Annotated in this window: 22 protein-coding genes, 1 tRNA gene and 1 pseudogene; 14 read left to right on the top strand and 10 right to left on the bottom strand. The window is 59.3% G+C overall.

Annotated elements, in window-relative coordinates:
- Window positions 1–116, top strand: a pseudogene (locus ATY79_RS16985) (transposase); the annotation flags it as partial.
- A gap of 79 nt (window positions 117–195) precedes the next feature.
- Here the strand turns inward: ATY79_RS16985 and ATY79_RS16980 are convergent.
- From ATY79_RS16980 to ATY79_RS16970, 3 genes are all read right to left on the bottom strand, one after another.
- Window positions 196–286, bottom strand: a tRNA-Ser gene (locus ATY79_RS16980).
- An 80-nt stretch (window positions 287–366) separates the two neighbouring features.
- The gene (locus tag ATY79_RS16975; RefSeq protein ID WP_088693594.1) at window positions 367–1,584 is read right to left on the bottom strand and encodes an FAD-dependent oxidoreductase; all 1,218 of its coding nucleotides are present in this window, start codon (window positions 1,582–1,584) and stop codon (window positions 367–369) included.
- 83 nt (window positions 1,585–1,667) lie between these two features.
- The gene (locus tag ATY79_RS16970; protein ID WP_088704493.1) at window positions 1,668–2,783 is read right to left on the bottom strand and encodes a Gfo/Idh/MocA family oxidoreductase; all 1,116 of its coding nucleotides are present in this window, start codon (window positions 2,781–2,783) and stop codon (window positions 1,668–1,670) included.
- A 205-nt stretch (window positions 2,784–2,988) separates the two neighbouring features.
- On the opposite strand from ATY79_RS16970, the gene ATY79_RS16965 reads away from it, so the two are divergent.
- From ATY79_RS16965 to iolB, 5 genes are all read left to right on the top strand, one after another.
- The gene (locus ATY79_RS16965) at window positions 2,989–3,852 is read left to right on the top strand and encodes a MurR/RpiR family transcriptional regulator (RefSeq protein WP_088704492.1); all 864 of its coding nucleotides are present in this window, start codon (window positions 2,989–2,991) and stop codon (window positions 3,850–3,852) included.
- A 104-nt stretch (window positions 3,853–3,956) separates the two neighbouring features.
- Window positions 3,957–5,891: a 5-dehydro-2-deoxygluconokinase gene (gene iolC, locus ATY79_RS16960; protein ID WP_088704491.1), complete on the top strand. Its 1,935-nt coding sequence runs from the start codon at window positions 3,957–3,959 to the stop codon at window positions 5,889–5,891.
- A gap of 23 nt (window positions 5,892–5,914) precedes the next feature.
- On the top strand, window positions 5,915–7,765 hold the full coding sequence (iolD, locus tag ATY79_RS16955) for a 3D-(3,5/4)-trihydroxycyclohexane-1,2-dione acylhydrolase (decyclizing) (protein ID WP_088693590.1): 1,851 nt from the start codon (window positions 5,915–5,917) through the stop codon (window positions 7,763–7,765).
- A gap of 62 nt (window positions 7,766–7,827) precedes the next feature.
- The gene (iolE, locus tag ATY79_RS16950; protein ID WP_088693589.1) at window positions 7,828–8,745 is read left to right on the top strand and encodes a myo-inosose-2 dehydratase; all 918 of its coding nucleotides are present in this window, start codon (window positions 7,828–7,830) and stop codon (window positions 8,743–8,745) included.
- 48 nt (window positions 8,746–8,793) lie between these two features.
- Window positions 8,794–9,588 (top strand): 5-deoxy-glucuronate isomerase, encoded by a 795-nt coding sequence (gene iolB, locus ATY79_RS16945; protein ID WP_088693588.1) that lies wholly within the window; start codon window positions 8,794–8,796, stop codon window positions 9,586–9,588.
- Window positions 9,589–10,103: 515 nt separating this feature from the next.
- On the opposite strand, the gene ATY79_RS16940 is transcribed toward iolB, so the two are convergent.
- A complete protein-coding gene (locus ATY79_RS16940; RefSeq protein WP_088704490.1) occupies window positions 10,104–12,665 on the bottom strand; it encodes an FAD-dependent oxidoreductase in 2,562 nt (853 codons plus the stop codon).
- A 118-nt stretch (window positions 12,666–12,783) separates the two neighbouring features.
- Window positions 12,784–12,924: a hypothetical protein gene (locus tag ATY79_RS16935; RefSeq protein ID WP_088704489.1), complete on the bottom strand. Its 141-nt coding sequence runs from the start codon at window positions 12,922–12,924 to the stop codon at window positions 12,784–12,786.
- A gap of 53 nt (window positions 12,925–12,977) precedes the next feature.
- Here ATY79_RS16935 and ATY79_RS30910 point away from each other — a divergent pair, with 53 nt between their 5' ends.
- Window positions 12,978–13,142 carry a hypothetical protein gene (locus ATY79_RS30910; RefSeq protein WP_189637184.1) on the top strand — a complete coding sequence of 55 codons (165 nt, stop codon included), beginning with the start codon at window positions 12,978–12,980 and terminating at the stop codon, window positions 13,140–13,142.
- A 233-nt stretch (window positions 13,143–13,375) separates the two neighbouring features.
- Here the strand turns inward: ATY79_RS30910 and ATY79_RS16930 are convergent, their stop codons facing one another.
- Window positions 13,376–13,816: a glyoxalase superfamily protein gene (locus ATY79_RS16930; protein ID WP_088704488.1), complete on the bottom strand. Its 441-nt coding sequence runs from the start codon at window positions 13,814–13,816 to the stop codon at window positions 13,376–13,378.
- Window positions 13,817–14,152: 336 nt separating this feature from the next.
- Between ATY79_RS16930 and ATY79_RS16925 the strand changes: the two genes are divergently transcribed.
- A complete protein-coding gene (locus tag ATY79_RS16925) occupies window positions 14,153–14,485 on the top strand; it encodes a hypothetical protein (RefSeq protein ID WP_088704495.1) in 333 nt (110 codons plus the stop codon).
- Between the two features lie 53 nt (window positions 14,486–14,538).
- Here ATY79_RS16925 and ATY79_RS16920 read toward each other — a convergent pair whose 3' ends face one another.
- A complete protein-coding gene (locus ATY79_RS16920) occupies window positions 14,539–14,985 on the bottom strand; it encodes a host attachment family protein (RefSeq protein WP_088704487.1) in 447 nt (148 codons plus the stop codon).
- A gap of 380 nt (window positions 14,986–15,365) precedes the next feature.
- Between ATY79_RS16920 and ATY79_RS16915 the strand changes: the two genes are divergently transcribed.
- Both ATY79_RS16915 and ATY79_RS16910 read left to right on the top strand, forming a co-directional pair.
- Window positions 15,366–15,761 (top strand): pilus assembly protein PilZ, encoded by a 396-nt coding sequence (locus tag ATY79_RS16915; protein WP_088693583.1) that lies wholly within the window; start codon window positions 15,366–15,368, stop codon window positions 15,759–15,761.
- 95 nt (window positions 15,762–15,856) lie between these two features.
- On the top strand, window positions 15,857–16,969 hold the full coding sequence (locus tag ATY79_RS16910) for a pyridoxal phosphate-dependent aminotransferase (protein WP_088693582.1): 1,113 nt from the start codon (window positions 15,857–15,859) through the stop codon (window positions 16,967–16,969).
- A 135-nt stretch (window positions 16,970–17,104) separates the two neighbouring features.
- Here ATY79_RS16910 and ATY79_RS16905 read toward each other — a convergent pair whose 3' ends face one another.
- Window positions 17,105–17,371 carry a sel1 repeat family protein gene (locus ATY79_RS16905; RefSeq protein ID WP_088693581.1) on the bottom strand — a complete coding sequence of 89 codons (267 nt, stop codon included), beginning with the start codon at window positions 17,369–17,371 and terminating at the stop codon, window positions 17,105–17,107.
- Window positions 17,372–17,806: 435 nt separating this feature from the next.
- Here ATY79_RS16905 and ATY79_RS16900 point away from each other — a divergent pair, with 435 nt between their 5' ends.
- Complete coding sequence (locus tag ATY79_RS16900; protein WP_088693580.1) at window positions 17,807–18,145, top strand: DUF2147 domain-containing protein; 339 nt, start codon at window positions 17,807–17,809, stop codon at window positions 18,143–18,145.
- A 58-nt stretch (window positions 18,146–18,203) separates the two neighbouring features.
- Here the strand turns inward: ATY79_RS16900 and ATY79_RS16895 are convergent, their stop codons facing one another.
- Complete coding sequence (locus ATY79_RS16895; protein WP_088693597.1) at window positions 18,204–18,902, bottom strand: glutathione S-transferase N-terminal domain-containing protein; 699 nt, start codon at window positions 18,900–18,902, stop codon at window positions 18,204–18,206.
- A 154-nt stretch (window positions 18,903–19,056) separates the two neighbouring features.
- Between ATY79_RS16895 and ATY79_RS30905 the strand changes: the two genes are divergently transcribed.
- Entirely contained in the window at window positions 19,057–19,233 is a 177-nt protein-coding gene (locus ATY79_RS30905; protein WP_189637183.1) for a hypothetical protein, read from the top strand.
- A gap of 99 nt (window positions 19,234–19,332) precedes the next feature.
- Entirely contained in the window at window positions 19,333–20,829 is a 1,497-nt protein-coding gene (amn, locus tag ATY79_RS16890; RefSeq protein WP_088704486.1) for an AMP nucleosidase, read from the top strand.
- 9 nt (window positions 20,830–20,838) lie between these two features.
- On the opposite strand, the gene ATY79_RS31910 is transcribed toward amn, so the two are convergent.
- Window positions 20,839–20,973 carry a hypothetical protein gene (locus ATY79_RS31910; RefSeq protein ID WP_280950891.1) on the bottom strand — a complete coding sequence of 45 codons (135 nt, stop codon included), beginning with the start codon at window positions 20,971–20,973 and terminating at the stop codon, window positions 20,839–20,841.
- Between the two features lie 236 nt (window positions 20,974–21,209).
- On the opposite strand from ATY79_RS31910, the gene ATY79_RS16880 reads away from it, so the two are divergent.
- Window positions 21,210–21,569 (top strand): YciI family protein, encoded by a 360-nt coding sequence (locus ATY79_RS16880; protein WP_088704484.1) that lies wholly within the window; start codon window positions 21,210–21,212, stop codon window positions 21,567–21,569.
- Window positions 21,570–21,579 lie beyond the last annotated feature (10 nt).

The raw sequence follows: 21,579 nt of genomic DNA, 5'->3' as shown, positions 1-21,579 counted from the left end.
AAAGCTCAACCGGCGAACGGGTTAAGCGTGGTAGGATCACCAAGGCGGGCAACCAAAGGGCGCGTCGGGTCCTCATCGAAGGGGCCTGGACATATCGCTTCCCGGCCCGTGTAAGCTCGAGGATCCAAGCGCGGTCGCAGGACCTAGCAAAGACCGATCTGTTACCTATGTCTCCGGGCTGGACAATAATTGTGATGGCGGAGAGGAAGGGATTCGAACCCTCGATACGCTTTTGACGTATACTCCCTTAGCAGGGGAGCGCCTTCGACCACTCGGCCACCTCTCCGGTGGGAGCCTGATAGAGTCATTCGACAGGTGACGCAAGCGCTTTTTCGGCTTTTTCACCTGATGCTGAGGCCAGCGGCCTCAGCTCAATAGCTGCTTGAGATCGGCAGATGCGTCCTCAATGATCGCCCTGTCGGGATTGATCCCCGATTCCAGCATCTTCTTGCCACTGACATAGGCCTTGGCGTCATTGATCGCATCGACGGCGATGAACGACCCGTTCTTGAAATACCAAATGGAATGCGCGCCGTCGCGCGCGCCAGGGCGCAGAATTGTGTCGTCATAGCCCATATTGAAGCCGGCGATCTGCAGCTTCACATCATACTGGTCCGACCAGAACCAGGGTTTGGGATCATATGCTTCGTTCCCGCCGGCAATGATGGCGGCAACAGCCTCCGCCTGATCGACGGCGTTCTGCACCGATTCGAGACGGATGCGTCCACCTTGCCACGGCAGGACCGCGCAATCGCCGGCAGCAAAAATCGACGGATCGGACGTGCGGGCGAATTCGTCCACAATGATTCCGTTCGCGACCTCGAGACCGGCCTCCTTGGCAAGCTGGTCGTTCGGGACGACCCCAATGCCGACGATGACGAAGTCGACCTCGATCGTAGAGCCGTCGGAGAGTTCGGCAGCGACCACTCTGCCTTCGTGGCCGACTAGATGCTTCAGTCCGGTCTTCTCACGGATGACGACATCATGCGCTTCATGAATCACCCGCATGATATCGGCCGTCTCCTTGGCGGCGACGCGCTGGAGGATTCGGTCGGCCATTTCGATTACCGTGACCTCGAGGCCGCGGTGACGGGCGACGGCCGCAGCCTCGAGTCCGATATAGCCTCCTCCTATGATAAGGACTCGGCGACCCGGCCGCATCTCGTCAGCCAAGAGGTCGGCATCGCGCTTGTCGCGCGCTACATAGACGCCTTCGAGTTCTCCACCGATCGATGCCGGCAGCGCACGCGGCGTCGATCCGGTCGTCAGTGCCAGCGTGCCATAATCCAACGCCGAGCCGTCTTGGAGGAGGACCTGCTTCTTATCGCGCACGATCTGTTCCGCCCAGGTCGAAAGCCTGATCTCAACATCGTTGTCCGCGTACCAGTGCTCCGGTCGGAACAGCAGGCGATCGAACGCCATCTCACCGAGCAGATACTTCTTTGTGAGCGGTGGCCGCTGATAGGGAAGCGCGTCTTCCGCACCGATGATGGTGATTGGGCGTGTATCCTTGAGTGCACGCAATTTCGCGGCCAATGCAAAGCCAGCCTGCCCCGCGCCGATGATCACCAGTCTGTCCGTCACGTTCTCACTCCCAGCATACAGCCGCGCGTTTCAGCAAAGGCCTACCCCCTGCCTCCAGCGTCGTCAACCTGAAGCGGATCGGCCTATGCGATCTCGATCCAGCGGCGCTCGTGGAATGACTGTGCCATGGCGTGAACAGACTTCTCTATCCTAAGACCGTCTTCGAATGTCACGATCGACGACGGCTCACCGGAAATTGCGCGGATCAGTTCGCGGCATTCGATAATTTTGAGATCGTTGAAACCGAGCCCGTGCCCGGGGGCCGGAATGAAGCGGTCGTAGGGCAGATGCGCCGGGCCGGCCAGTATCTTGCGAAAGCCCTGTTCTGAGCCGCGGCCTTCCGCCTGATAGAGTTCGAATTCGTTCATGCGCTCCTGATCGTATGCGATCGAGCCCTTCGAGCCGAAGATCTGCAGCGCGATTCGCCCTTTACGCCCCCAGGCGGCGCGGTTTGCCATCAGCACCGCAGAGATTCCACGGCCCACACGCATCAGAACGTTGGCCGCGTCGTGATTCTCGACATCGCGGCGACCGCCTTCCTTCAGCGGCCGGCTACCGTAGGGCTTCACCATGTCAGTGATAACAGCCTCAACGTGGCCGAACAGATACCAAAGCAGCGACAGAGGATGCACGGCGAAATCGTCCAGCGCCCCGTAACCGGCGGAAAGCTCGCTCTTCCAATAGAAGAAAGCATCGGGATCGGCCATGAAGTCCTCGTCCATCTCGACACGGATATGATTGACCGCACCGATCGCTCCTTCCTCGATCAAGGCCTTGATATGCCGCATGACGGGATTCTGGATATAATTGTAGCCGAGAACGGCGACCTTGCCCGCGGCTCTTGCGGTGTTCAGCATCCGCTCGGCATCAGCGTATGCTGGCGCCATCGGTTTCTCGCACCAGACATGCTTACCGGCTTCGAGCGCAGCAATCGCCATTTCGGCGTGGAACTGGTTCGGCGTGGTGACCGACACGACATCGACTTCGGGATCGGCGATCAAGGTGCGCCAATCGGCTGTTGCCTTCTCGAAGCCAAATTCGGAGGCGCGCTTATCGGCAAGGTCGGCATTGGCTTCCGCCAGATGGACCAGGCGCGGGCGTTCGACATCGCCGAATACGGTCTTTACCGCATTCCATGCGAGAGCATGGCATTTGCCCATATAGCCGGTGCCAATCAGACCGATTCCCAGTGATTTCATCCTATCTCCTCCAGATGCCGGCCGGATTTTTGGAATATTTAGATCATTTTGACAAGCGGCCCTTCCCGCATATCTTTGCTACGGTGACCTCGAAAACTGTTCAAAACACTTGGATTTCAATGCAATAAAAACAATTGGGCTCGCGCATGAAAATCATCTATGCTCGTAATTATGGAATGTTTATTTCGTTCAATGGACAGCGTGCATGGACAGTGACAGCAAAACGCCCACCAGGGTTCCGCGCGACTTCGAGAGCCTGCGCAGCATCATCATCGAACGGAAAGCAACCATGCCGAAGCGACTTGCGCAGGTCGCAGCTTTCGCACTCGCTAACCCCGACGAAATCGCCTTCGGCACGACGGCCAGCATCGCTACGGCATCCGACGTGCAGCCGTCGACCCTGGTGCGCCTGGCACACCACCTCGGCTACGAGGGCTTCTCCGACCTTCAGAGCATTTTTCGCGAGCGCCTGCGCGATCGCACGCTGACATATGAAGAGCGCTTGGTGACGCTGGAGCAGGCAAGCGGCGAGGACGAGGACGCCAACCTGCTTTCCGGCTTCATTTCGGCCGCGAGCCAATCGGTCAACCGGCTGGCGGCCACCGTGCAGACGGATACCTTTGCCAAGGCCGTCGACATTCTCGCGGCTGCCGAGACGATCTATCTGATCGCCAAGCGACGCTCCTATCCGCTGACCGCGCATATGACTTATGCCTTCTCGAAACTGAATATCCGCCACCAGATTGTCGCGTCGCCGAACGGCGTCGATCCGGAAATGGTGCAATTCGCGACGCAGAATGATGCGGCAATCGCAGCGAGCTTCTCTCCCTATGCCGCTGACAGCCTGAGCCAGGCCGAAGCGCTGGCGGATCGGGGCGTGCCAGTCGTTGCAATCACCGATTCGGCTTTTTCACCGCTTGCCGCCCGTGCCACTTGCTGGTTCGAGGTAGCGGAGGCGGATTTTGCCGGTTTTCGTTCACTCTCGGCCTCGATGGCCCTGACGATGGCGCTCCCGGTCGCCATCGCCGAGCGGCGGCGCAAACGAACGCAGGCAAAATCGACAAAATGAAAAATGGAACAAACATTCCGAATTGACAAAAATACGGAACCGATGTTTCATTACTCGCAATCAGCAGGCGCCAAGCCGTAGCTAAAATCTAGCGGGAGGACATGATGGCACAACCGAACCCGGGCTCACAGCCGGAACCGTCGCTTGACGTGATCACGATCGGACGCTCATCGGTCGACCTCTACGGGCAGCAGATCGGCTCGCGGCTTGAAGACATCGGCTCCTTTGCCAAATCTGTCGGCGGCTGCCCTGCCAACATCGCTATTGGGACGGCCCGCCTGGGCCTCAGGTCGGGCCTGATCACCCGGGTCGGCGACGAGCAGATGGGCCGCTTCATCATCGAGCAGTCAGCCCGCGAAGGGGTCGAGACGAAAGGCATCAAGACCGATAAGGAGCGCCTTACGGCTCTGGTGCTGCTGGCCGTCGAGGCTGAAGGCGTGTCGCCGATGATCTTCTATCGCTCGGACTGCGCCGATATGGCGCTCGACGAGAACGATATCGATGAAGGCTTCATCAAGTCGTCGCGCGCGGTCCTGGTGTCGGGCACGCACTTTTCCCGACCGAACACGGAAGCCGCACAGCGCAAAGCGATCTGCATCGCCAAGGCCAACGGCCGCAAGGTGATCTTCGACATCGACTATCGGCCTAATCTCTGGGGCCTTGCGGGCCACGCCGAAGGATTCGAGCGCTATGTGAAGTCCGATCGCGTCTCCTCCAAGATGAAGGAAACGCTTCCAGACTGCGACTTGATCGTGGGAACCGAAGAGGAAATCCTGATTGCCTCCGGTGCCGATGACGTGCTCGGCGCGCTCAAGGAAATCCGCCGTCTTTCGCCGGCAACGATCGTGCTCAAGCGCGGCGCCATGGGCTGCATCGTCTATGACGGCCCGATCAGCGACAATCTGGAAGATGGCATTGTCGGCGAAGGCTTCCCCATCGAGGTGTTCAACGTGCTCGGTGCCGGCGATGCCTTCATGTCCGGCCTCCTGCGCGGCTGGCTGAAGAACGAGCCGCTGAAAACCTGCGCGACCTGGGCCAACGCCTGCGGCGCCTTCGCCGTCTCCCGCCTGCTCTGCTCGCCGGAATATCCGACCTGGGCCGAACTCGACTTCTTCCTGAAGCATGGCAGTAAGCATCGCGCCTTGCGCAAAGACGAGGCGATCAACCACATCCATTGGGCTTCGACGCGCAAGGGCGACATTCCGCTTCTCATGGCGCTTGCAATCGACCATCGCTCGCAGCTCACCAGCGTCTGCGACGAACTCGGCGTCAATTACAAGAAGATCGTCGCCTTCAAGCGCCTTGCGGTAGAAGCCGCCGCGCGTGTTGCCGGTGGCCGCAACGGCTACGGCATGCTGATCGATGAGCGCTTCGGGCGTGACGCCTTCTTCGATGCGGCGACCAAGAACTTCGCCTGGATCGGCCGGCCGGTGGAACTGCCGGGGTCCAAGCCGCTGCGTTTCGAGTTCAGCCAGGATATCGGATCGCAGCTCGTCGAATGGCCGCTCGATCATTGCATCAAGTGCCTGTGCTTCTACCATCCAGATGATCCGGCAGAACTGAAGACCGAGCAGCAGGAGAAACTGCGCACGCTCTTTGAAGCCGCCCGCAAGGTTGGCCGCGAATTGCTCGTCGAAATCATCGCGAGCAAGAACGGGCCGTTGGCCGACGATACGATCTCGACGGCTATGGAAGAGCTTTATGCGCTCGGCATCAAACCCGACTGGTGGAAGCTCGAGCCGCAGGCTTCGACGGCTGCCTGGAAAAAGATTGAAGCCGTGATCGTCAAGAACGACCCATGGTGCCGCGGGATAGTGCTGCTCGGTCTCGAGGCTCCGGCCGACGAGCTGGTGAAAGGCTTCGAGGCGACATTGGCTGCTCCTTACGTCAAGGGCTTTGCCGTCGGCCGCACGATTTTTGCCGAGGCTGCCCGCGGTTGGCTTTCCGGCAAGTTGAATGATGAAGAAGCGATATCAGACATGGCCGGACGCTTCCGCCAATTGACCGAGGCCTGGTTGAAAACGCGCGGTCTACATTAATTAAAGCATTTGGGAGGTGCCTCATGGGCAAGACTGTACGTTTGACGATGGCTCAGGCCGTTACGCATTTCCTCAAGAAGCAGGTGACGGTCGTCGATGGCAAGAAGATACCGATCTTCGGCGGCGTCTGGGCGATCTTCGGGCATGGCAATGTGGCCGGCATCGGCGAGGCGCTCTACCAGGTGCGTGGCGAACTGCCGACCTATCGCGCCCATAACGAGCAGGGCATGGCGCATGCGGCCATCGCCTATGCCAAGGCGAACTTCCGCCAGCGTTTCATGGCGTGCACGACCTCCATCGGCCCCGGCGCGCTCAATATGGTGACGGCCGCTGGTGTCGCCCACGTCAACCGCATCCCGGTACTCTTCCTGCCTGGCGACGTTTTCGCCAACCGTGCACCGGATCCGGTGCTGCAGCAGATCGAAGATTTCGGCGACGGTACGGTTTCGGCGAACGACGCCTTCCGTTCGGTGTCCCGCTATTTCGACCGCATCACGCGGCCGGAGCAGATCATCTCTGCGCTGAAGCGCGCCATGCAGGTGCTCACCGATCCCTATGATTGCGGCCCGGTCACGCTGTCATTGTGCCAGGACGTGCAGGCTGAAGCCTTCGATTATCCCGAGAGCTTCTTCGAGGAGCGCGTCTGGACCACGCGTCGTCCGCGCCCGGATGCCGACGAGCTGACAAACGCCATCGCTCTCATCAAGAAATCCGAAAGGCCGGTCATCGTCGCCGGCGGCGGTGTCCTCTACTCACAGGCCACGAAGGAACTGACGGCGTTTGCCGAAGAACACCGGATCCCCGTCGTCGTCACGCAGGCTGGCAAGTCGGCGATCGACGAGCGACATCCGCTGGCGCTCGGCTCCGTCGGCGTTACCGGAACATCGGCTGCCAATGCCATCGCAACGGAAACGGACCTGATCATCGCCGTCGGTACGCGCTGCCAGGATTTCACGACAGGTTCCTGGGCGCTCTTCCAGAACGAGCAGCTGAAAATTCTCGGCCTCAACATTGCCGCATACGACGCGGCCAAGCACGACGGCCAGACATTGGTGGCCGATGCCCGCGAAGGGTTGAAGGCTATCTCGAGCGGGCTCGCCGGCTGGAAAGCACCGGCCGCGCTGGCGGAGAGGGCCGAGCGGGAAAAGAAGGTCTGGATGGACGCCGCCGCGAAGGCGATGGCGAGCACCAATGCCGCCCTGCCCTCCGACGCCCAGGTGATCGGCGCCGTTACCCGTTCGATCGACCTTGAAAAGGCAATCGGCCTTTGCGCTGCAGGCGGCCTCCCGGGAGAGATGCACAAGCTTTGGCCGGCGACCGCTCCGGGTAGCTACCATATGGAATACGGCTTCTCCTGCATGGGCTACGAGATTGCGGGCGGCCTTGGCGCCAAGATGGCGCATCCAGAGAAGGAAGTTTTCGTCCTCGTCGGTGACGGGTCCTACATGATGCTGAACTCCGAGCTCGCGACATCGGTCATGCTCGGCCTGAAGCTCAATATCGTCCTGCTCGACAACCGTGGCTATGGCTGCATCAACCGGCTGCAGATGGCGACCGGTGGCGCGAACTTCAACAACCTGCTGAAGGACGCGCATTATGAAGTCATGCCTGAGATCGATTTCAGGGCGCATGCCGAGAGCATGGGCGCGATCGCGGTCAAGGTTGCATCGATCGCCGAGCTCGAGAAGGCGATTGCCGACTCGAAAAAGAACGATCGCACCTCAGTCTTCGTGATCGACACCGATCCGCTGATCACGACGGAAGCCGGCGGCTACTGGTGGGACGTTGCGGTTCCCGAAGTCAGCCCGCGCGAGCAGGTCAACAAGGCGCACGCGGCTTACGTCAAGGCGCGCGCCGCCCAGCGCATCGGCTGATCGACTGATTTCACGGGAAGAGCGGCCCCGCTCTTCCAACAATGCCTTTGAGGAGACTATTGATGAAGGCCAAACTTGGCATGTCGCCGATCGCCTGGTGGAACGACGATCTTCCTGAGCTCAGCGACGACGTATCCCTGGAAGAATGCCTGCGCCAGTCGCGCAGCGCCGGCTTCACCGGCATGGAACAGGGCCGCCGCTTTCCGAACAATCCGGCCGAGATGCTGCCGATCCTGCGCGCCGCCGATGTGACGCTCTGCGGTGGCTGGTTCTCCGGCACGCTCGTTGACGAGGATCTTTCCGCCAATAAGGACCGCATCGCGCCGATGATCGAGCTGTTCAAGGCCGTCAACGCGCCTTGCATCGTCTATGGCGAGGTCGGCCGTTCGATCCAGGGCGATCGTTCCAAGCCGCTCGCGACCAAGCCGCGCCTGTCGGATGACGAGATGAAGGCCTATGCGCGCAAGGTCACGCAGTTCGGCGAATGGTGCGCCGAGCAGGGCATGCCGCTATCCTATCACCACCACATGGCAGCCGTCGTCGAGACCGAGCCGGAACTCGACGCCTTCATGCGCAACTCGGGCGAAGGCATTCCGCTTCTGCTCGATGCCGGTCATCTGGCCTTTGCCGGCGGCGACGTTTTGCGCGCCATCGACAGCCACCACGCTCGCATCAACCACGTGCACGTCAAGGATATCCGCAAGGCCGTCGTTGACGGGCTCGACCGCAGCAAGCAGTCCTTCCTCGACGCGGTGGCGCTCGGCGCGTTTACCGTGCCGGGTGACGGTTCGCTCGATTTCGGCGCAATCGTCCAGAGACTGGCCGATTATGGCTACGAAGGCTGGTTCGTCGTCGAGGCCGAGCAGGATCCGCGAAAGGCGCCCCCGCAGAAGATGGCAGAGATCGGCCATGCCGAACTGATGCGTGTCATGACCGCCGCGGGCTATACCGTGGAAACGGTAGGCTTCCCGAAGGGATAACGTTCTGCCTGCGTAAGAGCATTGATATCGATTGAAGGAAATCAGTTCATGCCGAACCTTCTCGTAAAACCAAGGGGTGACCGCGGCCGAGTCACCCATGTAACGCCGGAAACCGCCGGGTGGACCTATGTCGGCTTCGACTTGCATCGCCTGAAGCCGGGCGAGACTGTCTCGAGCGAGGCCGGCGACCGCGAGGCCTGTCTCGTATGGGTGGCCGGCAAGGGCAAAGCAACCGCCGCAGGAGAGGATTTCGGCTCGGTCGGCGGGCGCATGAGCCCGTTCGAGGGTGCGCCGCATTCGCTCTATGTGCCGGCCGGCTCCAGCTGGTCGGTGACGGCGGAAACCGATCTTGAACTTGCCGTCTGCTCGGCGCCCGGTGGCGGTGACTACAAAGCGAAGCTCATCCCGCCCGGCGTGCATCCGCAATTCCAGCGCGGCAAGGGCTCGAACGTGCGTCTCGTGACCAATATCATGCCCGAGGACGACAACTCCGCCCACTCGCTGCTGGTGGTGGAGGTCATCACGCCGAACGGCAACACCTCCTCCTACCCTTCTCATAAGCACGACCAGGACAATTTGCCGAATGAGAGCCTGCTGGAGGAAACCTACTACCACCGTATGAACCCGCCGCAAGGCTTCGCCTTCCAGCGCGTCTACACCGACGATCGGTCGCTCGATGAGGCAATGGCGGTGGAAAATGGTGACGTGACGCTGGTGCCAAAGGGTTATCACCCCTGCGCCACCGTCCACGGTTACGACCTCTATTATCTCAACGTCATGGCCGGCCCGAAGCGGGTGTGGAAATTCCACAACCAGCCAGAGCATGAATGGCTGCTGAAATAAGTCGATGTAGAATCGCTAACTATGTGACAGCGGGCGAGCCGTGCAGATGGTTCGTTGCCTCCACCGAAACCGAACCGATGGAGGACTACCATGCACGGCTCAAGCACCATTCACAGCCACTTCACTTCTTCGTCCCGGCGGGCCGATGGTCAGACCCGGGCGGAATTCCGGCGCGTAGCGCGGCTTCGGCGGTAATGAGCAGAGACCGCTAAAGAATTCGACAGCGATGGCAATACCCTAAGTGGTCGATTACCTCTTCGGGACCAGTGGCATGCTCGGATATCGACTTGTCCCGTGCAGCGGCGTGCCCAGATCGCCTCAGTAAGGGCGAGGCTCATCACGTTGCATCGGTCGCCAGAGTGATTTGCCGCCGGCGAATATATCTGGCCAAACTGCGCAAGCGCTTAGAGTGCGATTTCACCGCCAGCCGGAACCTACCCCGTTGTTTTCAGCCAAGCGGCTCAATCTCATGTTCGTGGCGCCCCGTCCTTGGAGCGCCACGAGTATTTGAGCGCTTACGTGCGCGGCTTCAGATTTTCCGGGTCATAGATCGGCTTGTACCCGACGCCGACCACCTCCACTGGATAACTCTCGGCAAAATACTCGACATTCAGCTTGCGTCCGACTTGGCAATGCGACCAGGGTAAGTAGGCCAAAGCAATATTCTTTCCGACCGTCGGGCCGTAGGCGATCGAGGTCGTGTAGGACCGACGGCCAAGCTCGTCGACCAGAACCTCTCCCGTGGCCGGATCGACGACCGGCAGGTTGCCGACGGGATAACGCTTCACGCCCAATTTGTCGGTATTCTCCGTCATCACAAGCGTACAAAGCACAGCCGGCTGGTGCTCACGCGCCTTGTATTGCAAATGCTTAGCCTTGCCGCGGAAATCGGCTTCCTTGACCTTCGGACGGGCGAGATCGCTTTCGATTAGGTTGTACTGGGTCAGGAGGTCGGCGTTCTGCAGACGTAGGCTCTTTTCCATGCGGCGTGAGTTTGCATAGGTCTCTACGCCGAAGGCCATCACGCCGGTCGAGCGCAGCGCATCCCAGACGACAAGGCCGTCTTCGTATTTCATATGCAATTCCCAGCCCTGCTCACCGACGTATGAGATGCGGAAGGCGGTGACAGACTTGCCTGCGATTTCGATCGGCTTGATCGCCGCAAAGGCGAAGTTTTCCTGTTCGAGCCCGGTCGGATCGGCCACAGCCTTCTTCAGCGTGTCGCGCGCGTTCGGACCCCAAATGCCGATCGTCACGAATTTTTCCGAGACGTCCGTGATGATAACGTCAAGGCCACGGTCTTCGGCGACGCGCTTCATATAGTGCAGGTCGCGTGGGCCGGCATCGGCGCCGTTGACGAGACGGCACCGGTCGGCCATGCGGAAGACGGTGAAGTCAGCGCGCACCATGCCTTCGTCGTCGAGGAAGTGGGTGTAAATGCCCTTGCCAATATTTGCATCGCCGCCGACCTTGGCGGCGCACAGCCATTCCATCAGCTCGACATGGTCAGGTCCCTCGATATCAACCATGTGGAAATGGCTGAGATTGACGATACCGCAATCCTCGCTCATCGCCAGATGCTCGGCATTCGACACGCGCCAGAAATGACGGCTGTCCCATTCGTTCTCTCGAACCGGGACGCGGTCGGCGTATTTCTCCAGAAGGTGCTCGTTGGCGGCGTAGCCGTGCGCGCGCTCCCAGCCGCCAAGTTCCATAAAGTATCCGCCAAGCTCCTTTTCGCGTTCGTAGAAGGGCGAGCGCTTGACGTTACGGCCGGATGCATAGGGTTCGCGGGTGTGAACAGCCGGGAAATAGATCTTCTGGGCGGCTTCGTAGCAGCGGCCTTCAATGAACTCTTCCGTCAACTGGTGCGGATAGAAGCGGGCGTAATCGATGCTGTTGTGATCGATTTCAGTACGGCCGTCGGTCATCCAGTCGGCGATTAGCTTGCCGTAGCCCGGGCCGTCCTTGACCCAGATGGCAACGCAATACCAGAGACCGCGCACCTTCTGGCTCTCGCCACAGGATGCGCCGCCGGCGGCGGAAACCTGCAGCAGGCCATTGAAGGAGTGACCTTCGTTATAGCCGAGTTCGCCGAGGATCGGCGTCAGCTCCATGGCGCGCTCGAGCGGCCCGATGATCTGTTCCATCTCGAGATCGCGCTGCGAGGGCGAAAGGCGCGCTTCGTGTTTTTCGAGAAGATCGCGCGGATGGCACATGCGCGGATTGGTGGTTTCGTAATAGCCCCACTCGATCTGACCGCCCTCCGTCGTCGCCGGATCGCCGGTGTCACGCATATAGGCGGAGTTGCCCTGGTCGCGCAGCAGCGGGAAGCCAATTTCCTTGCCGGTGCCTTCAAACTCGGTATAGGGACCGAAGAAGGTGAGCGGGTGGTCGACCGGCATAACCGGCAGGTCTTCGCCGACCATCTCGGCGATCAACCGTCCCCAAAGGCCGGCGCAGACGATGACGTGATCGGCCATGATCGTGCCGCGATGGGTGACAACCCCTTTGATGCGTCCGTTCTCGACAATCAGCGACTTGGCCGGCGTATTGCCGAAGACCTGCAGCTTGCCAGCTTTCTCGGCGGCGTCGACCAACTTGCCAGCAACAGTCTGCGAGCGCGGGATGACCAGGCCGGCATCCGGATCATAGAGGCCGCCCATCACCTGATCTTCCTGGATCAACGGGAACTTCTCCTTGATCTCGGAAGGGCTCATATAGTGGGCGCGAGTGCCGAAGGCGCGTGCCGAAGACAGCTTGCGCTTGATTTCTTCCATCCAGGCATGGTCGCCGGTGCGCGCCACTTCGAGGCCGCCGATGCGGGCGTAATGGCCCATCTTCTCGTAGAAATCGATCGAATATTGCGTGGTCCAAACCGACAGATAGTCGTGGCTCGTGGTATAACAGAAGTCCGAGGCATGGGCTGTCGAGCCGATATCGGTCGGGATGCCCGATTTATCGATGCCGACGATATCGTCCCATCCCCGCTCGACGAGATGATGCGCGATGGAGGCGCCGACGATACCGCCGAGCCCGATTATGACGACCTTTGCCTTTTCCGGAAATGCTGCCACGTGCTGTTCCTTCTACTTACTGGACGAATTTAAAATTTGCTTACCCGCGCTCGACTTACGCTTCGCGTATAGAACGCTGCGCGCGTGAAGCCATGTCAGCCTCGCAAGGGTGTCACATTTACCAAAGCTGCGGAACCTCCATACCTCTTCTCATGAAAGCCGCAACGAGGGCATTATGCATAGGGCTCGTGATCGTCATTGGTCCTACACCGTCTGGTACCGGTGTGATTGCGCCAGCCCGGACTAAGGCTTGAGCCATTCCCCGTTACGATCCTGTCCCAAATGGGACGCCTAACTCGGAGGATCACCACCATGAAGAAGACGAAGTGCGCTGCATGCGACTGCGGACTCGGACCGGATGCGATCAGCGTCAAGCTCGGCGGCAAGATGGTCGAAATATGCTGCGAGGAATGCCCCGAGGCGCTGAAGGAAGCGCAGAACGCGGCAACCGCCGCCGTTGCCACCAGCAAGGACTGAACGCGAAAGCCACCCCTATCAGGCGCAGCTTTCGGCTCTCAAGCGGGCAGCAGGCCGTAGCGCTACCCTGCTTCTTCTGGCGGGGCGCAGAAGCACCCGGCCCGCTAGCGAAACGTGCACAATTCCGCAAACACCGGCGGCATGCACATGCCAATCTCGCCGAAGAGATGTTGCAAAATGACAATCACCCGCGCGGGTTGCACGGGCGATCTGCGCCAAAGCGACAAGATGGCTCAAATATCAAGAACGAGGTGGGGAACACCGTTCGACGTCTTGCGCGGCGATACGCCGCTGCCATCGACCTGCGCACTAATACGCTGACGGAAAGCGGAAAAGCTCTCGAATGTCACGACGTCCACCGGCTCGTCGAAATGAATGGTGATCTTGTAAAACCCGCCTCCCGGCTGACCAGCGAACGCCAGGATCTTGCCGCTGAACGGCTGACCGAGGTAGCGGCCACACACCTGCGAGCCGACGGAAAGCGCCGCGATCGGCTCCCAGTTCGGCCGCGTCGCAAGCGCGGAAAGTGTGTTCCAGTCACGAACGCCATGCTGGTGGGCAACGAGTTCGAGGGCAGCGCTGTGAGAGATCGCAGTGCGGCGCACTTCCATCGCCTGGCGAAGACGCTTGGCCTGCGATTTGAGTTCTTCAATTGTCGGATATGCGGTGGTCACGGATTCAGCCTTTCGGAAGGCATGCCATTTCGACCGTTACAAGGAGCTCGCGTTGCCTGCAGTCAGCATGCACCAAATGGCGGTGACTGAATTTTGCCGAGGACTTCACCATGGACTTCGTCCGCGAGCGGCCGGCGCCTCGAGCCACCTTCGATATGCTTCAGGGGCGGCGGCGTGTCAAGCCGGACCGATCTGTCCTTCCCTGCCCAATAATGAGCCATTCTGCTTTCCAGACGGACATACGATTCGAATTGCAGAGGGATTGTTCAGAAATTGTCAGCAATCTTGCGCTAGTCTCGAAGCGTATAACAAGCGGAGGCTACCATGGCCTTTCAGATGCACCTCGACGCAGAGCACCCGCAGCCAGAGCAGACTTACCGGGAATTTTCACTTGATCGCCCCGGCAAGATCATCTTCGTCGGCCACCACCTCAGCACCGGAACGCAGGTCCGCTGCCTGATCCGAACGATCACGCTGGCCGGCGCCGTGCTGGAGGTCAACCCGAGCCTCGAGGTCCCTAACCACTTCTTCCTTGAGATTTTGGGTATTCACGACGAGATCGGCGCGACGGTGGTCAAGCGTGAGGGAGATCTGGTAACGATCAGCTTCAACATGCTGATCAATCCGGAGTTCCTGCATCACGTCCTAAGGCTGAATTTCGAGAGCTGAAAAGCGGGTACGAACGGCGAAGTCCGTATCCACATCAACCGCTTGAAGTCTGACTAGGCCACCAGATGTCGTTCGATCTGCTCGACGGGCAAATTGATATAGTCTTTGGGGACCTCCGCCGAAATTGCAGCCTGAACATCTGGGGTCAGATTGCCGCGCAGCGCGCCGAGTGCCCGCGGTGGCGCGACCAGGACGATGCGACGCGCCTGTTTCTCGCGCACCAGCAAGTCCATCTTTGCAGCCACTTGTTTCAGAAACTCCGTTTCGGCCTGCTCGTGCCAATTTGTCTGCTGCATGGCACTGCCACTCAAACCATCTGAGGCATGAGTTCGACCGGGCTTGTCCGAGCCGATGTCCCGATCCGGTTCATTCGGCTGAGACAAGGTTTCCTCCACCTTGAGGTTCAGATATTCCACATCGCCCGCATTTCGCAGGATCAATGCCTTCGCACCATCGCAAACGACCACCCACGATTTTGACGGGACTCTGACATCTATCATTTTGATTTCCTCGCTCTGCAGTTCTGGAGCATGGGACGCGCCGCCGACAACTAGGCAAACGTGCAAACTCGCAAAGAGTTCGATGAACACTTCGCGACAATTGCGGCACTTGGCGATCCAATCATCATCATCCCGCGCGCAAAGCCAATCTTGTGGCGCCAGGAGACGACCGCGGCGATGACCAAGCTGGATCTCTGCTAAAGCATATTTCTCACCGCTTTCCGCGTGACCGCTCGAACACTCAGTTAGGGCGCGCAACAGGCGCAAAAAGGCTGTTTCGTTAAAATTGTATTTTCTTCTTTGACAATTGCGCAAAGCATTCGTGTGAGGCTCCCATGGAAGAGGACCTAGATGAGCCAGGTTCAACGGAGACACGCGGGATGTCGATGCTTCGCGCCACCCACCTTGCGACCGTGAAATCCGCGGTCTACGAGACGCGCTGGGAACAATTCAACGTAAGACGGCCCGCGCGGATCGTTGCGGTTCGCCCCTGCCTCACTGGCATTTCCATCCGCAGTGCCGAGATCGTCGACATCTCACGCGGTGGCGCCACGTTTGTCGTTGCTTCGACCGCCGGCCTGCCAAAGCACTACTACCTCAATATCCTTGGCCTCGCCTATCGAATCGGTTGCGCGGAAGTTTATCGCAACAACGAACGCATCGGCGTGCGGTTCATCAATACGATCGACCCAGAAATCCTCCGCCGGGTGGTGCGCGCCGACTTTATGGCTGGCAACGTGGAAGCGCTCGAAGCCCGCGGATCCGTTCGCATATAAAATCGCCTACACTCGGGAATAATGTTTCTTGCCTTGGCAGCCGCAGGTCCTATTGTCGGTTCGATTTTTCACATCACTCAGGAAATCGCTCCAGCATGTCCGCCTTCTCGCGCTTCACGCCGCTTGCTAGCGCCCTTCCCTCCACTGTTCCTTTCGTCGGCCCAGAAGCGATCGAGCGCCAGCGCGGTCTTCAGGTCAAGGCGCGCATCGGGGCCAACGAGAATGGCTTCGGCCCTGCCCCGTCGGTGCTTGCGGCCATGCGCGATCAAGCTGGCGATATCTGGAAGTACAACGACCCGGAAAACTATGCGCTTAGGGAGGCACTTGCCAACTATCTTGGCGTCGGAATCGACACCATCGCGATAGGTGGCGGCATCGACGAACTGCTCGGCCAGATCGTACGCCTCGTTGTCGAGCCGGGGGCGCCTGTCGTGACGTCGCTCGGTGGCTATCCGACCTTCAATTTCCACGTTGCGGGCTTCGGCGGACGGCTCGTCACCGTGCCCTATGCCAGGGATCGCGAAGATCTCAACGGCCTTCTGGAAGCCGTCAAGCGCGAGAGCGCGCCTCTGGTCTATTTCGCCAATCCGGACAATCCGATGGGAAGCTGGTGGGATGCAGAAAGCATCGTCGCCTTTGCTCGCACACTACCGGAAACCACGATGCTGATCCTCGACGAGGCCTACAGCGAAACCGGTCCGGCCGGATCTCTGCCTTCGATCGACGCGCTCATCGATCTACCCAACATCGTGCGCACACGCACCTTCTCGAAGGCCTATGGTCTGGCCGGCGCGAGGGTCGGCTACGTGATTTCGACACCCGGCACCGCCCGCGCGTTCGACAAGATTCGCAATCATTTCGGTATGAACCGGCTGGCGACGGCCGCAGCGCTTGCGGCGCTCAGGGATCAGGAATATCTCGCCGAGGTGGTGGGAAATATTCACCGTGCCCGCGACCGGATCGCTGGTATCGCCAAGGCCAACAACCTGCTTCCGCTTGCCTCTGCAACAAATTTCGTTGCGATCGACGCCGGACGCGACGGCACCTATGCCCGTGCGATCGTCGACGGCCTGATGCAGCACGGCGTATTCATTCGCATGCCAGGTGTTGCTCCGCTCAACCGCTGCATTCGCGTCAGTGTCGGACCGGATGCCGACATGGCGCTTTTCGAGGAAGCACTACCGCAAGTGCTCAAGACGCTGGGCTAACGCAAAGAACCGTGCCGGCCTTGTTCCTGCCGGTCACGGTTACTGTTCGTGGCATAGGCCTTGTCTAAAGCCCGCCAGCCCCTCTCTTTTGAGGTTGTTATTGGTTTCGCGCCCCGCGTTGGCGGGGAACGGTCCTTAGTGGACCGTCATCCATTCGCGAGCAGCCCGTAGTGCCTCTACGATCTGCATCTTGTCCATGCCCGCAGCGACATCAGCGCGAAGCTCGGCGGCGCGGTCGTTGCCTTTGATCGCCGCGATGTTCAACCACTTGTGAGCGGCGACCAGATCCACGGCACAGCCGCGGCCGGTCGCATACATCAGACCCATTTCGCAGAAGATGTCGGCGTTGTTCTCGCCACCCATGGTGGCCATTTCAGCATTGTGCATTTCAAAGCGTGCCATCGGTTTTGTCCCTGTTTAGCCTGTTGTCGACTTACCCTGTTTTACCTTCGGGGCCCGCCGTCTATCGCGGCTTTGATACCCTTCGGTTCGGCGAGTTTGCCCCGCTCGTTTGATGGCTCCACTATGCCAACGCGCCTTCAAAAAACGCCTAAAATGCATGATTAATTTGAGACAAACAAAGTGCAAATGCTTGGTAAAATTGGATTTTTGTTAAACATCGGATTCCCTGCCGATTAAGGATTTTCGACACAATTTTACGGAATATTCAGATCTGAAAATTAACCTTCCGTTCACCACGAAATCAGCTTCAAATAGCTGAAACGGAAGATTTCACCGCCTTGCGGTCACCAAAAACACTCGTTTTTAGCGGCAGAAACGCATTTACGTTTACGTTCGCGTCATATACTTTCCCGCCGGGACATTAGGGAGGAACGAATGATCCGCACACTTATTCTCGCTGGCGCAGTGGTGTTTGCCGCCGGAGCAGCACTCGCAGACGAACCGATCGTCGGTAATTGGAAGACGGCTTCGGGCGATACCGCCCACATTGCATCCTGTGGCGGCAGCTACTGCATCGTACTCAAGTCCGGCAAGTACGCCGGCAAGAAGATTGGAACGTTCGCGGGAAGCGGCGTCACTTATACCGGCCAGATCACGGATCCGGCCAATGACAAGACCTATAGCGGATCGGGCAACGTTCTCGGAAATTCGCTGAAGATGAAAGGGTGCGTCCTCAACGTGCTCTGCAAATCGCAGACCTGGACCCGCCTATAAAAGGACAAACATCAAGAAGCAGCGCCCGGACTAGCCGGGCGCTTTGTCTTATCCGTTGTCAGCGAGCGCGCTGATTGAAAAGGATCTTTTGCGCTTCCTTGTCATCGGCGAGATTGCTGCGCTCGCGCTCCTCCTTGCCGATCGCCGTACCGCGGATGACTGCTGGACGCGCCGTCACTGCGTCGAACCAGCGCTTGAGATTGGGAAACTCGTTGAGATCCTGCCCCTGCCTTTCGTAGGGGATTACCCAACCGATGCTCGCCATGTCGGCGATCGAATACTCGCCGGCGAGATATTCGCGCTCGGCTAGCCGTTTATTCATGACCCCGTATAGGCGGTTCACTTCGTTGGTATAGCGATTGATGCCGTACTCGATCTTCTCTGGCGCATAGCCGCGGAAGTGATGCGCCTGCCCAGCCATCGGACCCAATCCGCCCACCTGCCAGAAAAGCCACTCCTCGATCTGGACGCGTATACGCTCGTCTGCCGAATAGAATTTCCCGAACTTGCGACCGAGATATTGGAGGATAGCGCCCGATTCGAAAACGGAGATCGGCTCTCCGCCCGGGCCATCGGGATCGATAATCGCCGGCATGCGGTTGTTTGGCGCGATCTTCAGGAATTCAGGGGCGAATTGCTCTCCTCGGCCGATATTGACGTACTTGACCTCGTAGGGAACGCCGAGCTCCTCGAGCATGATGCTGATTTTCCAGCCATTCGGCGTCGGCCAATAATAAAGTTCAATCGGTGCGGTCATGAAAGTCTCCATTGCGGGACTCCTGACATAAGCAGCCTCGACCACGCTTCAAGCGCCCGATTTCCTGAACGCCTGATGAATTGTGATCTCAGCACCGGTTCAGCCACAACGTGGCAAAACTGTCTCAACGCTAAGGCGATACCGGGGCAAAGTCATGGATATGCTCATTTTGGCAAGACGCTTCACCATCATCACGCTGTTTGCGGCGGTCTTCGCCGTCAGCTTTTCGGCGGTCGTCAACCGCAATGCGGGCGGCGGTGTGCAGTCTCACTTCGGAGCCAACTATACCTGCGTCGACACAAGCAGCCCGTTCTGCAGAACAATCCGCTAATACCGCCCCTCTGCGGCGCCGAGCGGCGCCGCAGAGAAATCCATGCAATCTCCTCCGCCGCGTCGTTTGCTTGTTAAAAACAACACCCTATAATGGCGCATGAGCAAACGAATCTCTTCCCCCCTGGACATTTCGTCCCCCTCTCCTTTCATTCCGCAAACGTTCGACGACCCGGTCAACGCTGTCGACGTGCTGACTGAACTCTACGAGCGCAACACTACCTTCCTGATCGAAAGCTTTGCCAAGCTCGCCAAAGGCGCGCCGATAACATCGCGCTATCGCGCCTACTATCCGCAGGTCAGCATCGAGACGACCAGTTACGGCCACATCGATACCCGACTGTCCTATGGCCATGTCACCGCGCCCGGAATCTACACGACGACGATCACGCGACCACAGCTCTTCCGGCACTATCTGAAGCAGCAGCTTGGCCTGCTGATGAAAAATCACAACGTGCCCGTCATCGTCTCTGAATCGACAACGCCAATTCCGCTGCACTTTGCTTTCGGAGAGGGCGCGCATGTCGAGGCATCCGCGGCGGCCTTCATGGACATTCCGATGCGCGATTTGTTCGACACGCCGGACCTGAACACGACGGACGACGAAATCGCCAACGGCGAATACATTCCGCCGCCGGGGGAACCTTCGCCGCTTGCGGCCTTTACGGCGCAGCGCATCGACTATTCGCTTGCCCGCCTTTCGCACTACACCGCGACCAGCGCCCAGCACTTCCAGAATTTCGTGCTGTTCACGAACTACCAGTTCTACATCGACGAGTTCTGCGCGTGGGCACGGAAGCTGATGGCGGAGGGGGGCGACGGCTACACGGCTTTCGTCGAACCGGGCAACATCGTCACGCATGCGGGTTCCAATCAGCCCGAGACCGACGTTACGCTTTCACGCCTGCCACAGATGCCTGCCTACCATCTGAAAAAGAAGGGGCATGCCGGCATCACCATGATCAACATCGGCGTCGGCCCATCCAACGCCAAGACGATCACCGACCACGTGGCAGTGCTTCGCCCGCATGCTTGGCTGATGCTCGGCCACTGCGCGGGCCTGCGCAACAGCCAGCACCTGGGCGACTACGTGCTGGCACACGCCTATATGCGCGAAGACCATGTCCTGGACGACGATCTGCCCGTCTGGGTGCCGATTCCGGCGCTGGCGGAAGTGCAGGTCGCGCTCGAGGGCGCCGTTGCAGAAATCACGGGTTACGAGGGCTTTGAACTGAAGCGCATCATGCGCACCGGAACCGTCGGCACGATCGACAATCGGAACTGGGAGTTGCGCGACCAGCGCGGCCCCGTGAAGCGTCTGTCCCAGGCTCGCGCTATCGCGCTCGATATGGAATCCGCGACGATTGCTGCGAACGGCTTCCGCTTCCGCGTGCCCTACGGCACCCTGCTTTGCGTATCGGACAAACCGCTGCACGGCGAACTGAAGCTGCCGGGTATGGCCACCGCGTTCTATCGGACACAGGTCAACCAGCATTTGCAGATCGGCATCCGTGCGATCCAGAAGCTTGCCGCAATGCCGCCCGAAGCGCTGCATTCGCGCAAGCTCAGAAGCTTCTTCGAAACGGCCTTTCAATAGGCTGTTTCGTTACTGGCGTGTGGCGGCAACCGCATTGGTGTCAAGCTGACGCTCATAACGCTCACCGGCAGTATCAAGCACGAGGGTAGTAGCCGCCAGAAAGGCTGCGGCCGCGGCAAACCGGGTGATCACGGCCTTCGTCATCAGTAATTCCGTATCGGTCCGATGATGTGGCCTGCTCTGTTGGCGACCTGCGCGGATGCAGTTCGCCAGCACAATCTCGAAGAGAACCATCGTCGTCACTCCACATTGTTGACGACACTTGGTCGAAGCCGGTTTGCACGTTTCGACCTGACTTCCGCAGAAAGTTTTTTTCGCTTCCTGTCGAAATCGTCCTAGGCTGATCGTCCAGTGATTGTGACAGCCAGGGAGAACGAACGATGAAGTATCTCTGCCAGGTATGGTTCGAGCCCGCGACGCTTGAGGCCATGACCGATGAGGAGAAGAGGAACCTCGACAGGGTGTCCCTTGCCTATGACGACGATCTAGTCGCCAGCGGGCATATGCTTACCGCGCACGCGCTGCAGTCACCGAAGAATGCCGTAACTGTCCGCGTCCGCAACGACGAGATGTCTGTGACTGACGGACCTTACGCGGAAACGAAAGAACAGCTCGGCGGCTTCATTCTGATCGACGCGAAGGATCTGAACGATGCCATTCGCGTTGCGGCCGGCATCCCACTCGCAAAGCTGGGATCAATAGAGGTTCGGCCGATCCACGATATTTCGGTCCACAATTGAGGGAGACGTC

It is taken from the genome of Rhizobium sp. R693 (genome assembly GCF_002211315.1).
Lineage (GTDB): Bacteria > Pseudomonadota > Alphaproteobacteria > Rhizobiales > Rhizobiaceae > Rhizobium.
Note: the sequence above shows the minus strand (reverse complement) of the source record. Positions and strands in the feature narration are given on the sequence as shown.

Coding starts and splice junctions, on each gene's coding strand:
- ATY79_RS16970 (WP_088704493.1), bottom strand. CDS start 2,783: ATGAAATCACTGGGAATCGGTCTGATTGGCACCGGCTATATGGGCAAA.
- ATY79_RS16965 (WP_088704492.1), top strand. CDS start 2,989: ATGGACAGTGACAGCAAAACGCCCACCAGGGTTCCGCGCGACTTCGAG.
- iolC (WP_088704491.1), top strand. CDS start 3,957: ATGGCACAACCGAACCCGGGCTCACAGCCGGAACCGTCGCTTGACGTG.
- iolD (WP_088693590.1), top strand. CDS start 5,915: ATGGGCAAGACTGTACGTTTGACGATGGCTCAGGCCGTTACGCATTTC.
- iolE (WP_088693589.1), top strand. CDS start 7,828: ATGAAGGCCAAACTTGGCATGTCGCCGATCGCCTGGTGGAACGACGAT.
- iolB (WP_088693588.1), top strand. CDS start 8,794: ATGCCGAACCTTCTCGTAAAACCAAGGGGTGACCGCGGCCGAGTCACC.
- ATY79_RS16935 (WP_088704489.1), bottom strand. CDS start 12,924: ATGGCTCAAGCCTTAGTCCGGGCTGGCGCAATCACACCGGTACCAGAC.
- ATY79_RS30910 (WP_189637184.1), top strand. CDS start 12,978: ATGAAGAAGACGAAGTGCGCTGCATGCGACTGCGGACTCGGACCGGAT.
- ATY79_RS16925 (WP_088704495.1), top strand. CDS start 14,153: ATGCACCTCGACGCAGAGCACCCGCAGCCAGAGCAGACTTACCGGGAA.
- ATY79_RS16920 (WP_088704487.1), bottom strand. CDS start 14,985: ATGATAGATGTCAGAGTCCCGTCAAAATCGTGGGTGGTCGTTTGCGAT.
- ATY79_RS16915 (WP_088693583.1), top strand. CDS start 15,366: ATGTCGATGCTTCGCGCCACCCACCTTGCGACCGTGAAATCCGCGGTC.
- ATY79_RS16910 (WP_088693582.1), top strand. CDS start 15,857: ATGTCCGCCTTCTCGCGCTTCACGCCGCTTGCTAGCGCCCTTCCCTCC.
- ATY79_RS16905 (WP_088693581.1), bottom strand. CDS start 17,371: ATGGCACGCTTTGAAATGCACAATGCTGAAATGGCCACCATGGGTGGC.
- ATY79_RS16900 (WP_088693580.1), top strand. CDS start 17,807: ATGATCCGCACACTTATTCTCGCTGGCGCAGTGGTGTTTGCCGCCGGA.
- ATY79_RS16895 (WP_088693597.1), bottom strand. CDS start 18,902: ATGACCGCACCGATTGAACTTTATTATTGGCCGACGCCGAATGGCTGG.
- ATY79_RS30905 (WP_189637183.1), top strand. CDS start 19,057: ATGGATATGCTCATTTTGGCAAGACGCTTCACCATCATCACGCTGTTT.
- amn (WP_088704486.1), top strand. CDS start 19,333: ATGAGCAAACGAATCTCTTCCCCCCTGGACATTTCGTCCCCCTCTCCT.
- ATY79_RS31910 (WP_280950891.1), bottom strand. CDS start 20,973: ATGACGAAGGCCGTGATCACCCGGTTTGCCGCGGCCGCAGCCTTTCTG.
- ATY79_RS16880 (WP_088704484.1), top strand. CDS start 21,210: ATGAAGTATCTCTGCCAGGTATGGTTCGAGCCCGCGACGCTTGAGGCC.